General features: G+C 64.3%; 12 protein-coding genes and 1 pseudogene. 8 read left to right on the plus strand and 5 right to left on the minus strand.

The window, feature by feature from the left end; translation table 11 throughout:
• Positions 1-108 precede the first annotated feature (108 nt).
• From QZM67_RS03385 to QZM67_RS03400, 4 genes are all read left to right on the plus strand, one after another.
• Positions 109-1,284 (plus strand): HPP family protein, encoded by a 1,176-nt coding sequence (locus tag QZM67_RS03385; RefSeq protein ID WP_301800768.1) that lies wholly within the window; start codon positions 109-111, stop codon positions 1,282-1,284.
• Between the two features lie 141 nt (positions 1,285-1,425).
• Complete coding sequence (locus QZM67_RS03390; RefSeq protein ID WP_043184389.1) at positions 1,426-1,839, plus strand: MarR family winged helix-turn-helix transcriptional regulator; 414 nt, start codon at positions 1,426-1,428, stop codon at positions 1,837-1,839.
• A gap of 20 nt (positions 1,840-1,859) precedes the next feature.
• Positions 1,860-3,647, plus strand: coding sequence for a chloride channel protein (locus QZM67_RS03395; protein WP_043184387.1), 1,788 nt, complete (start codon positions 1,860-1,862; stop codon positions 3,645-3,647).
• Positions 3,648-4,127: 480 nt separating this feature from the next.
• Entirely contained in the window at positions 4,128-4,463 is a 336-nt protein-coding gene (locus tag QZM67_RS03400) for a hypothetical protein (RefSeq protein WP_063763464.1), read from the plus strand.
• A gap of 96 nt (positions 4,464-4,559) precedes the next feature.
• Here the strand turns inward: QZM67_RS03400 and QZM67_RS03405 are convergent, their stop codons facing one another.
• Both QZM67_RS03405 and QZM67_RS03410 read right to left on the minus strand, forming a co-directional pair.
• Positions 4,560-4,880 carry a pyrimidine/purine nucleoside phosphorylase gene (locus QZM67_RS03405; RefSeq protein WP_006478890.1) on the minus strand — a complete coding sequence of 107 codons (321 nt, stop codon included), beginning with the start codon at positions 4,878-4,880 and terminating at the stop codon, positions 4,560-4,562.
• Between the two features lie 207 nt (positions 4,881-5,087).
• A complete protein-coding gene (locus tag QZM67_RS03410) occupies positions 5,088-5,990 on the minus strand; it encodes a LysR substrate-binding domain-containing protein (RefSeq protein ID WP_175024470.1) in 903 nt (300 codons plus the stop codon).
• Between the two features lie 182 nt (positions 5,991-6,172).
• On the opposite strand from QZM67_RS03410, the gene QZM67_RS03415 reads away from it, so the two are divergent.
• From QZM67_RS03415 to QZM67_RS03425, 3 genes are all read left to right on the plus strand, one after another.
• Positions 6,173-7,357 (plus strand): M20 aminoacylase family protein, encoded by a 1,185-nt coding sequence (locus tag QZM67_RS03415; protein ID WP_301800771.1) that lies wholly within the window; start codon positions 6,173-6,175, stop codon positions 7,355-7,357.
• Positions 7,358-7,401: 44 nt separating this feature from the next.
• Positions 7,402-8,727 carry an MFS transporter gene (locus QZM67_RS03420; protein ID WP_301800772.1) on the plus strand — a complete coding sequence of 442 codons (1,326 nt, stop codon included), beginning with the start codon at positions 7,402-7,404 and terminating at the stop codon, positions 8,725-8,727.
• Between the two features lie 229 nt (positions 8,728-8,956).
• On the plus strand, positions 8,957-9,499 hold the full coding sequence (locus QZM67_RS03425) for a cysteine hydrolase family protein (RefSeq protein WP_301800773.1): 543 nt from the start codon (positions 8,957-8,959) through the stop codon (positions 9,497-9,499).
• Between the two features lie 82 nt (positions 9,500-9,581).
• On the opposite strand, the pseudogene QZM67_RS03430 reads toward QZM67_RS03425, so the two are convergent.
• Positions 9,582-9,722: pseudogene (locus QZM67_RS03430) on the minus strand (porin); the annotation flags it as partial.
• Between the two features lie 459 nt (positions 9,723-10,181).
• On the opposite strand from QZM67_RS03430, the gene tssF reads away from it, so the two are divergent.
• Positions 10,182-11,975: a type VI secretion system baseplate subunit TssF gene (gene tssF, locus QZM67_RS03435; protein ID WP_301800774.1), complete on the plus strand. Its 1,794-nt coding sequence runs from the start codon at positions 10,182-10,184 to the stop codon at positions 11,973-11,975.
• Between the two features lie 2 nt (positions 11,976-11,977).
• On the opposite strand, the gene QZM67_RS03440 is transcribed toward tssF, so the two are convergent.
• Together QZM67_RS03440 and QZM67_RS03445 are read right to left on the minus strand one after the other, a co-directional pair.
• Positions 11,978-12,226, minus strand: a complete 249-nt coding sequence (locus tag QZM67_RS03440) for a PAAR domain-containing protein (RefSeq protein ID WP_301800775.1) — start codon at positions 12,224-12,226, stop codon at positions 11,978-11,980.
• Positions 12,227-12,534: 308 nt separating this feature from the next.
• A complete protein-coding gene (locus QZM67_RS03445; RefSeq protein WP_301800776.1) occupies positions 12,535-13,110 on the minus strand; it encodes a hypothetical protein in 576 nt (191 codons plus the stop codon).
• Positions 13,111-13,153: the final 43 nt, after the last annotated feature.

Consider the following 13,153-nt stretch of genomic DNA (forward strand, 5'->3'; position numbering starts at 1 on the left):
CGCGTATGCAACGGCTTGATGCGGTGCGACAATTTGTATCACAACGCGATATAATTCGCCGCTTGTCGCCGCGCGCATCCGCGCTGTCATCTTTACTGCTTACCGTCCATGTCGTCAGGCTCCCCTTCGTCGCGCCGCACGTTGCGGCAATGGCTGCACAGCTTCATTCCCCATCCGATGTCGCTGGGCTGGCGTGAACGCCTGCGCTCGTGCACGGGCGCGCTCGTCGGCATCGCGACGGTCGGCGTGACGATGCGGCTGCTACCCGGCGTGCCGGGCCTCGTGCCGCTGCTCGTCGCACCGATGGGGGCGTCGGCCGTGCTGCTGTTCGCGGTACCGGCCAGCCCGCTCGCGCAACCGTGGTCGATCATCGGCGGCAATCTCGTCGCGGCCACGGTTGGTGTCGCGTGCGCACAATGGATCGCCGATCCGATCACGGCCGCCGCGGTCGCGATCGCATGCGCGATCGGCGGCATGTTCGTGCTGCGCTGCGTGCACCCGCCGTCGGGCGCCGTCGCGCTCACGGCCGTGGTCGGCGGCCCGGCGATCCATTCGCTCGGTTTCAGCTTCGTGCTGGAACCGATCGCGCTGCAATCGGCCATCCTGCTGTCCGCCGCGCTTGCTTATCACGCGCTGACCGGGCACCGCTATCCGCACGGCGGCGTGCGTCCTGACGCGAAACCGCAGGCAGGCGGCGCCGCACCGGCGCGCGGCGGCTTCACGCGCGGCGACCTCGACGCGGTGCTGAAGCGCCGCGGCGAATGGCTCGACGTCGATCCGGACGATCTCGAAGCGCTGCTGCGCGAAACCGAGATGCAGGCCTATACGCGCACGTTCGGCCAGCTCTCGTGCGCCGACCTGATGACGAAGAATGCCATCGAAGTCGCGCCGTCGACGTCGGTCACGGCCGCGCTCACGCTGCTCGACCGCCACCGCGTGAAGGCGCTGCCCGTCGTCGACGGCGAAGGCCGCCTGACCGGCATCGTCACGCGCGCCGACCTCACGCGCCAGTTGCGCCGTCCGACCCCGCTGTGGCAACGCCTGTCCGCGCGGCTGCCGCAATCGTTCGGCGGCCAGCCGGCGAGCGTCGCCACCGTGATGACGCACGACGTCGCGTGCGTGCCGGAAACGATGCCGATCACGGCGCTCGTCCCGCTGTTTACGCATTCGGGGCACCACCACATTCCGGTCGTCGATGCATCGCGCCGGCTCGTCGGGATCATTACGCAGACGGATCTCGTCACGGGCCTGTATCGACAGACGCAAATACGCGAGGCCGCATAACGCATGCAGCGCACGCGGCGCACGTAACGCCATGTAACAGCCTGAGACACGCGGAATGCATTCATCCCGCCTGAATTCGGCCATTTATATCATGTTGTGATATATTTCTCGCTACCGAAACTGACCGTCCGACCGACCTCGATGAACGATACCCGACGCGCGCTGGCGAAAAGCGATTTCCAGCAACTGTCCGAGTTCCGCTACCAGATGCGCCGCTTCGAGCGCTTCTCCGAACGTGCCGCGCAAAGCGAAGGCGTGACGCCGCTGCAATACCTGCTGCTGCTGCACATCAAGGGCTACCCGCATCGCGAATGGGCGACCATCGGCGAACTCGCGGAACGCCTGCAGGCGCAGCACCACGGCGTCGTCGCGCTGGTCACGCGCTGCGAAGCGCTCGGCCTCGTGAAGCGCAAGACGAGCGAAGCGGACCGCCGCCAGGTCGAGGTCCACCTCGAGCAAGCCGGCGAAACGCTGCTCGCCCGCCTCGCGGCCATGCATCGCGCCGAGCTGAAGTCGCTCAAGGACGCGTTCCAGGTTCCCCAGATCGATTACTGACCCCTGCTCTTTCCACTCCGATGAACGCACCACACAAACGCGATTTCGCGACCAACGACCGCCTGCCCAGGATCGCGTTGCTTGCCGCCGGGATCGGCCTGCTCAGCACGCTGGCCGCATTCGTACTGCTCAGCCTGATCCACCTGTTCACGAACCTGTTCTTCTTCCAGCAATTCTCGTTCGTCGACCGCTCGCCCGCGCACAACACGCTCGGCGCGTGGGTGATCGTCGTGCCGGTGATCGGTGGCCTGATCGTGGGGTTGATGGCGCGCTTCGGCTCGGAAAAGATCCGCGGCCACGGCATTCCCGAAGCAATCGAGGCGATCCTGTTCGGCAAGAGCCGCATGTCGCCGAAGGTCGCGATCCTGAAGCCGCTGTCGTCCGGCGTCGTGATCGGCAGCGGCGGCCCGTTCGGCGCCGAAGGCCCGATCATCATGACGGGTGGCGCGCTCGGCTCGCTGATCGCACAGTGCGTGCACGTAACCGCCGCCGAGCGCAAGACGCTGCTCGTCGCCGGTGCGGCCGCCGGCATGACGGCCGTGTTCGGCACGCCGGTCGCGGCCGTGCTGCTCGCGGTCGAACTGCTGCTGTTCGAATGGCGTCCGCGCAGTTTCCTGCCGGTCGCGCTCGCCTGCGCGGTGGCTGGTTTCGCCCGCGCCGTGTTCTTCGGCGTCGATCCGCTGTTTCCGCTGACCACGGCCGCGCCGACGCCCGTCGCGCTGCTGTCGTGCATCGTCGCGGGCCTGCTGTCGGGCATGCTCGCGTGCGGCCTGTCGGCTGCGCTGTATCGCGTCGAGGACACCTTCGCGAAGCTGCCGGTGCACTGGATGTGGTGGCCCGCGCTCGGCGCGATCGTGATCGGCATCGGCGGCTGGCTCGAGCCGCGCGCGCTCGGCGTCGGCTACGACGTGATCGGCGACCTGCTTCATCAGCACATTGCATTGAAGATCGCGCTCGCGCTGCTGATCGTGAAGGCCGTGATGTGGGTGATCGCGCTCGGCTCGGGCACGTCGGGCGGCGTGCTCGCCCCGCTGCTGATGCTCGGCGCCGGGCTCGGCACGGTACTGTCGCCGATGCTGCCGGGCGGCGACCCGGCGCTGTGGCCGCTCGTGTGCATGGCCGCGACGCTCGGCGCGACGCTCGGTGCGCCGCTGACCGCGATCGTGTTCGCGTTCGGCCTCACGCACGACGCCAACGCGCTGCTGCCGCTGCTCGCGGCGACGCTCGTCGCGCACGGTTTCGCGACCATCGTGATGAAGCGCTCGATCATGACGGAGAAGATCGCGCGCCGCGGTTATCACATCTATCGCGAGTACGGCGTCGATCCGCTCGAGCGACATGACATCGGCGAAGTGATGACGTCGGCCGACCTGCTCGTCGCGATCGACGGCGCAGCGACGCTCGCGACCGTCGAGTCGCAGTACTTCGGCGCGAAGCAGTCGCACCGTGCGTACCCGGTCGTGCAGAACGGCCGCCTGCTCGGTCTCGTCGATCGCGCGACGCTCGACGCGCAGCGCGCACAGGCCACGGCCGACACGCCGATCTCGGGCGCGTTCGTCAACCGCGCGCCTGCCGTCGCTCAGGCGCACGAAACTTGCCGCGTCGTCGCGTCGCGGCTCGCAATGCTCGGACTCGAGCGCCTGCCTGTCGTTGCCGACGAGCAATCGATGCGCATCACCGGCATCGTGTCGCGCAGCGACCTGATCAAGCCCGCGCTCCAGCACTTCGACGACGAACAGAAGCGCGAGCGCTTCCGCCCGGTCGTCCCGGCCAACCTGCGCGACATCGGCACGCGCAAGGCCGGCTGATCCACTGCGCTGCGCGGCACCCTCGCCGCGCACACCCCGCTCGCGTCACCTCTTCCGTACGATGCGGCACGCCCTTCACGTGCCGCATCGCATTTCGCCGCTTCCCGTGTTTAAAGTTGGTTAACAATTCGACGGACGAAAGTTTGTCATCATGGTGCTCATGCGACGGGGCCATCAATCAGCCATTCCACTTCGCGATCAAATAAAGAGTCGCGGCACGGCATGCAACACATGCCGCTCGCCGCGGCCGTCACATCACCACACGACCGGGCAGCGCGCCGACCACGCAACGCATGACGTCGTGCCGCACACGATGCATGCCGTGCCGCAGCAAAGTACACAGCACCGGAGCCGCCATTTGGCAAGCGCGTTAACAACTTGTTTCGGAATAGCCGGAACCGTGCTCGCCTGATGCGATCTCACTTGTACGCAGTACTGCTGCGCATCCCACTCAATCAATCACGACTCGAGGGAGATAACGTGAACGCGAAATACTTACCGCTCATCGCATTGACCGTGGCATTTTCTGCTCATGCAGCCGATTCTGCCCTGCAGAACGTGGGACAAAGCCAAAAATCCGCCGACGAAGTGGCGCAGTGCATCGCCAAGACCTGGGCCGACAAGTCGCAACAACAGGTGACGTCGCAGTATGAACTGGCGAACGGCCTCGCAATGGCCGTTTATGCGCCGGGCCAGCAGCCGCCGAACGGCGCTGCCGCCATCGTGCGCCCGGCCAACGCCGCAGGCGCGAAGACCTGGGTCGGTTTCCGCGGCGGCAATGCGGCTTCCGCCGGCGATATCAACGCCTGCCTGTAAGCAGAGAACAGGCGCGCCGGAGGGCCCTGGCGCCCTCCACTTGCGACAAGCCCCGCTTCGGCGGGGCTTTTCTTTTGCTGCGCGAGTACGGGCGAGTTACAGGTAGCTGCAGACGTAATCGAGCGTCTCGAGCACTTCGATGTCGAAGCGGCTCTTGCCCGGCACCGAGAACGATTCGCCGGCACCGTAGGTCTGCCATTCGCTGCTGCCGTCGAGCTTCACGCGGCACTTGCCGGCCTGCACTTCCATCAATTCGGGCGCATCGGTGCCGAAGTTGAGCGCGCACGGCAGGATCACGCCGAGCGTCTTGCGCGTGCCGTCCGGGAAGAGCACGGTATGCGACACGCACTTGCCGTCGAAATAGACGTTCGCGCGCTTGACGACCGATACGTTGTCGAATTGGGTTGCACTGGTCATGAAATGCCTCTGATTGCTGGATGCCGAATGGCGATGTTGTTGGAGGCCGGCCGGAGCGGCGGGCCGGCCGCTATGATACCGGCTCGCGCGGCCTGCGCCGGAATGGCGTCCGCTGGGCAAGCCACGTGCCCGCCTGACGACGGCAACGCCACGCCCCAGATCGTCAGGATACCGATGCAATGACTGCTGCCGACCCTGGGCACCGGTTCACCGCAGCCCCTTGCGCCGCGCGGAGTCCCGCAGGCAGTCGAGCAGCATCGTCGCGGCCGGCGTGAGCGGGCTGTCGCGACGCGTGATGACCTGCACCGAGACGCCCGGCAAGCGCTCGCGAATCGGCAGCACCGCGAGCTGGTCGCGCGCCCACTCGCCCTGTAGCAGTTGCTCGGGCATCGACGCGATCAGGTCGCAACCGGTCATCAGGCTGTGCGCGAGCCCGAAGCTCGGACATTCGACGACGCGCGCCGGCACCGGCAGCCCGTAGGCAACGAACGAATTGAACAGCACCTGCGTCGAGCTTTCCGGCGACGGGTTCATCAGCCAGTCGGCGTCGACGAGATCGGCGAGCGAGGTGGCCGACGCGAGCGGATGCCCCTTGCGGGCGACGATCAGCGATCGGCTCGCATAGAGTTCCGCGTGATCGAATTCGGCCGCCAGCAGTTCGGGCACGACGACGGCCACCGCGAAATCGAGCGAGCCGTCGTGCAGGCGCGGCAGCGCAACGCCCGGAAACCCTTCGACCAGGTTGACGCGCGCCACCGGAAAGCGGCGCCGGAACGCGCGAAACGCGTCGGGCAGGATCGTCACCGCAGCGGCCGGCGTGATCGCCGCCGCGACGGAGCCCGTCATCGCGCCCTGCGCCTGTTCGATGTCGTCGCGGGCGCGCTGCATTTCGGCGACGATCAGCCGCGCGCGCACCTGCAACTGCTGGCCGAACGCGGTGAGCTGCACGCCGCGCGCGGTGCGCACGACGAGCGACACGCCGAGCGCGATCTCCAGCTCCTTGACCGCCTTCGTCAGCGCCGCCGGCGACACGTTCAGACGCCGCGCGGCCGCACGAATGCTGCCCTCTTCCGCGACGGTGACGAACGCTTTCAACTGATGGTATTTCATGGCGGCAACGCGTGATCCGTGGAAACCCTGTGCTGCACGGCACACACCGGCTCAGGGTATTCCCGAGCGGCAACCGGTGGTGAGCACCAAAGCAATTTATCAGCTTCTGGTGGCCAAAAGAAATTTATATGCTTGCTCGTCATATGTGCGTCAAACGCCCCACCTGCCCCACAGGAGACACCATGCTGCAAGCCGTGAACCCCGTCATCCCCGGCATCGCCGCGATCGCACCCGAGCTGGTCGAGGTACGCCGCCGCATCCACGCTCACCCCGAACTCGCATTCGAGGAAACGCTCACGAGCGATCTCGTCGCCGAGCTGCTCGCCGGCTGGGGTTATGAAGTGCATCGCGGCATCGGCAAGACGGGCGTGGTCGGCGTGCTGCGCGAAGGGCAAGGCACGCGCACGGTCGGGCTGCGCGCCGACATGGACGCGCTGCCGCTCGCGGAGGCCACCGGCCTGCCGTACACGAGCCGCCATGCGAACAAGATGCATGCGTGCGGCCACGACGGCCACACCGCGATGCTGCTGTGCGCGGCGCGCCACCTCGCGGCCACGCGCCAGTTCTCCGGCACGCTGAACCTGATCTTCCAGCCGGCCGAGGAAAACTTCGGCGGCGCGAAGGCGATGATGGACGACGGCCTGTTCGACCGCTTCCCGTGCGACGCGATCTTCGCGATCCACAACATGCCGGGCCGCGCGGCCGGCGACATGGCCTTCCGCACCGGCGCCGCGATGGCGTCGGCCGACCGCGTGACGATCACGCTGCGCGGTGTCGGCGGCCATGGCGCGATGCCGCATTTCGCACGCGATCCGATGTCGGCCGCGGGCAGCATCATGGTCGCGCTTCAGACGATCGTCGCGCGCGAAGTCGATGCGCAGCACGCGGCCGTGATCACGGTCGGCAGCGTGCAGGCCGGCGAAACGTTCAACATCATTCCCGAAACCGTCACGATGAAGCTGTCGGTGCGCGCGCTGAACGCCGACGTTCGCGCGCTGCTCGCGCGCCGCATCGAAGCCCTCGTGAAAGGCCAGGCCGAAAGCTTCGGCGTCACAGCGGAAGTCGACTACGACTACGGCTACCCGGTGCTCGTGAATCACGCGGAACCGACCGCGTTCGCGGCCGACATTGCACGCCAGATGCTCGGCGCCGACCGTGTCGAACCCGACTCCGCGCCGCTGATGGGCAGCGAGGATTTCGCGTTCATGCTCGAGGCACGCCCCGGCTGCTACGCATTCATCGGCAACGGGATCGGCAGCAAAGGCGGCTGCATGGTGCACAACCCCGGTTACGACTTCAACGACGACATCCTCGCGATCGGCGCGAGCTACTGGGTTCGCGTCGCCGAAGCCTGGCTCGCGGCCTGACGGCCCGTCATCCCATCGTTTCGCGCCAACCGGGGGAGCCCCACATGGAAACGTCCACCCTTTCGTTCGCCGGCACGCCGGTCGATGCACGCGCCGCCGCGAAGAAACGCCGGCTGATCGCGGCCGCCGCCGTCGGCAACGCGCTCGAGTTCTACGACTTCACGGTCTACAGCTTCTTCGCGATCCTGATCGGCAAGCTGTTCTTCCCCGTGCATTCGTCGTTCGGGCAATTGATGCTCGCGGTCGCGAGCTTCGGCGTCGGCTTCGTCACGCGCCCGCTCGGCGGGCTCGTGATCGGCATGTATGCCGACCGCGCCGGCCGCAAGAAGGCGATGATCCTCACGCTGCTGCTGATGGCGCTCGGCACCGCGACGATCGCCGTCGCGCCGACCTTCGCGCAGATCGGCCTCGCGGCGCCGCTGCTGCTCGTGCTCGCGCGCCTGCTGCAAGGGTTCGCGTCGGGCGGCGAAGTCGGCGCATCGACGACGCTGCTGCTCGAACAGGCGCCGCAGCATCGTCGCGGCTTCTACGCGTCATTCCAGTTCTCGAGCCAGGGGCTCGCCGCGCTCGCCGGTGCGCTGACCGGCGTCGCGCTGACATCGACGCTGAATGCAGCGCAGCTCGAAAACTGGGGCTGGCGCGTACCGTTCATCATCGGCACGCTGTTCGTGCCGATCGGCTACTGGCTGCGCCGCACCGTCGAGGAAGTGCCGGCCGCCGCGCCCGCCGCCGCTGCCGCACATGACGAGCCGGTCGCATCGCTGCCGCTCGCCGACGTGCTGCGCCATCACGGCAAGGCCGTGTTCGCGGGCCTCGGCGTGACGATCGGCGGCACGTCGATCCACTACATCATCGTGTTCTACATGGCGATCTACGGCGTGCAGGTGCTGCACCTGCCGACGTGGCTGTCGATGACGGCCGGCTGCGTTGCCGGCGCGATCCTGATGCTCGTGACGCCGATCGGCGGCCATCTGTCCGACGTCTACGGGCGCAACCGGATCGTCTGGTGGACGCGCATCGTGCTGATGGCCGCGATCTACCCGGCGTTCATCGCGTTGAACCGCTGGCCGGGCGCCGCGTCGCTGCTGTCGATCATCGCCGCGCTGTCGATCGTGCATGCGATCAACATCGGCGCGACGGGCGCGATGCTCGGCGAACTGTTCCCGCGTGCGGTGCGCGCGACCGGCGGTGCGCTCGTGTACAGCGTCGGCGTCGCGATCTTCGGCGGCTTCGCGCAATTCTTCGTCACGTGGCTGATCGCGGCGACCGGCAATCCGAATGCGCCTGCGTGGTATGCGATCGGATGTGGTGCGATGACGCTGCTCGCCGTGCGCTGCATGGACGAAAAGGCCGGGAAGGCGCTCGACTGACCGGCGGGCGACGCACGATGCGCGATTGACGTGACGCGCACGCATCGGGCATGATCGCGCCATGCGCCACACCACGACCACTTCCTCGACCACGACGCGCACGACCGCCTTCGGCGGGCTCGTGCGGAGAGTGCGCGCAAGGTCATAGCGCCATCCCTCACAGGCCCCGCCGGTTCCGGACGGGGTCTTGTCGTTTCTCCGTCCGTATCCGTCACTCAGGAGAAACGCCATGCCCGAAGTCTCTTCCCCGAAACGCGCGCTGCTCGTCGTCGACATGCAGGTCGGCCTGTTTCATGGCCCCGAGCGTCCGTACGACGGCGAACGCGTGCTCGCGAACATCAACCGGTTGATCGGTCGCGCGCATGAAGCCAGTGCGCCGGTGTTCGCCGTCCGGCACACCGGGCCCGCCGGTTCGCCGATTGCGCCCGGTTCTCCGCTGACTGCGCTGGTACCTGAACTCGCGATCGATGCGGCGCGCGCCATCGTGTTCGACAAGGCACGGCCGAGCAGCTTCGCGGGCACGCGGCTCGCCGAATGGCTGCGCGAGGCCGGCATCGGCGAGCTCGTCATCGCGGGAATGAAGACTCAGTACTGCGTCGACACGGCCTGCCGCGCGGCCGGCGATCACGGCTTTCGCGCGGTGCTCGTGACCGATGCGCACACCTGCATGGACACGCCGGAACTGCCGGCCGAGCGGATCGTCTCGCATCACAATGCGACGCTCGGTGGCCCGTTCGCGACGCTCACCACGACCGACGCGTGCGTGTTCTGACCATGGATCACGCGCCGTAAACGCAACCACGCACGGGCGGCCACCACCCGTGCGTTGCGTACCGCTCGCGGAACCGCCCCGCTCAGAACGTATGCATCATCCCCACATACGCCCCCGTCTGCGACTCGCCCGTCATCGGGCTCGTGCCCGACGTCGCGTCGCGCGGTGTCGCGAGCAGCGAGAAGTGCGAGTTGCCGCCGTTGCGCACATACGCGACCGTGCCGACATTATCTCGACGAGCCGCCCCTCGAAGTTCACATTGCGAAACATCTTCACGAGATTGAAGAAACCACGATTGACGCAAAAAAACCCATCAATATGGGTTACTGAATATCAATCGCTTGCGGATAGCGGAGACCAGCAACACTCGCGGACAGTTTTTAGCCGGCGCCCGACTCCCCAGCTCTCCCCCCATCGACAGGCCCAGACGCGAGCGCTGACAGCCATGCCAGCCGGCACAGCAATGGAGGCCGGCACGCTTCGTTCGCTATTCGGGTGGAGTCACCGTATGCGGACATAGGCGATTTTTCCTGCCGTCGTGCGGCTGCCCCAATCTCATCAGAGACATATTTTGACGTCAGACTATCGGGCTGCGGGAACTCGGAGGATGAAGATTCGGCTACGATGGCCGCTCGACAATACGACGCGCGTCGTGAACTGCAGAGGCCTTACGACGTTGGATATGCACGACAAGCTGCGCGGATACTATGAACGGGAATTGGCGAAGCTGGAGGATCAGTTCGCGACCTTCTCCAACGAGCATCCACGAATTGCCGCCCGTCTGAGCTTTACCGGCGGACAGACGGACGACCCGCACGTCCAGCGAATGATGCAGGCGTTCGCGTTGATTGCAGCCGAAATCCGGGCCAACCTGGACGACGGCGCACCGAAGTTCACCGAAGCGCTGCTTCATGTCTTGCACCCGCACTACTTGCGACCGTTCCCGGCATGTTCGATCGCTCGCTTCGAGCCAACCAGGGATTTACCGGACAAGCCGGTCGTCTTGCCGCGTGGCCTGGAACTCACGTCGCGCGGCGGAGAAGTGCGCTTTCGAACCGCCTATGACGTCACGCTTGCACCGATCCGCATCGCAAGTGCCCGATTCTCACGCAGCACCGTCGCACCGGCACACGTCACCTTGCCGCCGAACACAACCAACATCATTTCCATCACCATCGAGTCGGCCGCCACCGTGCCGCTCGGAACGGTTTCGCCTGACGTACTGCGTGTCCACCTTACCGGAGCGCGCCATACCGTCGTGGCGCTGCTGGATACGGTCCTACTGCATGTCCGGGGTGCGTTTGTTGAAGCGGACGACAGCGGGCGCTGGATACCAATTTCGGGAATACCGATCACACCGGCCGGGTTCGGACCGACCGACATGCTGCTGCCGCCGTCCAGAACCTCGCCGCTCATTCAACCGCTGCTCGAACACGTCGGATTTCCGGACAAGTTCGATTTCCTCGACATTCATTTACACCGATGTCTTCAGCCCGCTCAAATGAACCGCGCGCGGCGCGTCACCCTGCATCTCGCAATTGAGGGCGTGCACGCCGATTCGCGCATTGCGCAGGCACTCGCCCCGCTATCGGCGGACAACCTCCGGTTGTTCTGTACGCCAATCGTGAACCTGTTTACGCAAACGGGCATCAAGTCGTTGCGCGGCGAAATCGTCGCGGACTATCCCCTTGTGCCGAAGCCGAACCGGCCGGCCATGCGCGGCATTTATTCGATTGACGCGATTCGCGATCCGTCAGACGGGATCGTCATTCCGCCGCTGAACGCGTGGAAAGCGGGAACCGGCGAACGGTTCTGGCTCGCGCGTCACGATCCCTACGCGGCAACCCATCATCCCGGATGTGAAACGTCGCTCGTGCTGCTGCGTGCGAATGGGACGGCGGCGGCGAAGATGCCGCTGCAATTGAACGCCGACCTCACCTGCACGAATCGCGACTGGCCGTTGCGGATACGGATCGGCTCGCCCAAGAGCGATCTCAAAAACGAAAACGATCAAGTGCCTTGCAGGATTACGCTGTTGAAACAGCCGACACCGACCTATAGCGCGTCTCGTGAGGTGGAAGCGCAGTGGCGCGTGATCGCGCTGACGACGGCGAACCTGACGCAGTTGACCCGTGAGGGGTGGCCGGACTTCGTGACGCTCATGCGCCAGCTTGCGCCGAATGACCGACGCGCCGAACACGTCGGCGCGATTTCGTTCGTCAAGCGAAACGTCGTCGAACGATTGCTGGCGATCAAGCCCCATTCCGCCCTTGTGAGAGGCTTCGAAATCGTGATGGCGGCGGACGAGAACGCGTTCATCGAAAACAGCATGGGCGCGCTGATCCTTCAGCTCGACCTCTACCTGTCACGCTACGCGCCCGCCAACAGCTTTACACAGCTCGTCGTGCTGTCGAAGAACGACGGCTCCCTGAACGTGCGTTGTCCGATGCGGCCGGGCATCGCGCCGCAGTTGTAGCGTTACACAAGATTCGAAATCAGGTGACAGCCGCATGTCGCGCGATGGCCGTGTCGTGCAATAGGAATGCCATTGTCCTTCGTCGATTCGTCGCCCTCCTCGATGATGTTCGGCGACACGTCGGGATGCTTCGGACACGATACGCGGTCGCTTTTGCGTGCGACGTCGCGGCCGTCGAATTTCATGATCGATGAACCAGTTTCAACTTTACCGCGGTGATCGGTGTCGTCACCGACGCGAATCAAGTTCATCCTGAATTGACCTAGATAGGTCTCGCTAATTACGGCTCATGCCGTCAAGCTTTATAAGCTGCTCCTTCATTGCATCAAGAATGCAGGCAGTATCTTTGCCGCATAAATTTCGGCTAGAAAGCCATTCTCTTTGTTTTCGAATTGCGTCGCCCACCTCATTCCCGGCCGACTTTCTTTGTTTGATTAATTGTGAAAACGATGTGGCAACACTTTGGTCAAACGATGAAAGCTCATATGAGCCACATATCTCCATCTCCACTTCGCTCCTTGCCTTTTCGCAGTTGAAAGATGGGCTTGGCCTCGCGTTGTCATGAACTCGCATTAGGGTGAGAATTGTTTCCCCATACCACCGCAGCAGAAGCTTTCCTGGACTGGGGGGGAAATATCCATACGCCACTTTCTTTATCTGATGCTCCCAAACTGCCATGCCAAGGCTGCGAGCCACAAAATATCCTAATAACATCAACCGTCGTTGATCCGGGAATATCAATTTTGTAACTTTCTTCGGTAGCATTCGTTACTGGATTTCCAAATCCAGACATGCTCGATGAAATCAGATCGCGCAAGTTGGCTTGTGATGTCTGAATATTTATCTCGGCACAAGATCTATTTTCAGGGGCGTCAGTCCAAATCTTATTCTTTTTAAAAATGAACAGCCTTCCTACCAGCCTTGGATCATTCCATCCGTAGCTTGGGGTCCACTCCGCACCAGCATTCAAGTGCACTGACTCTACTTTCCATTGGCCTTCAATGGCTGGATTCCATTCGGCAGCAATAGCCTGTTGCGACTGGAGAAAAATAAATAATCCAATCCACAGCAGTTTAAAAATTTCTTGCAACCCTATCGACACGCCCTCTAGAAGATTACAAAGTCGATCATTCATGATTAATCGGTACGCCATTCATCTCATATCGTCCTTTTTGGTA

Source organism: Burkholderia sp. AU45251 (genome assembly GCF_030482905.1).
In the GTDB taxonomy this organism is placed as follows: domain Bacteria; phylum Pseudomonadota; class Gammaproteobacteria; order Burkholderiales; family Burkholderiaceae; genus Burkholderia; species Burkholderia aenigmatica.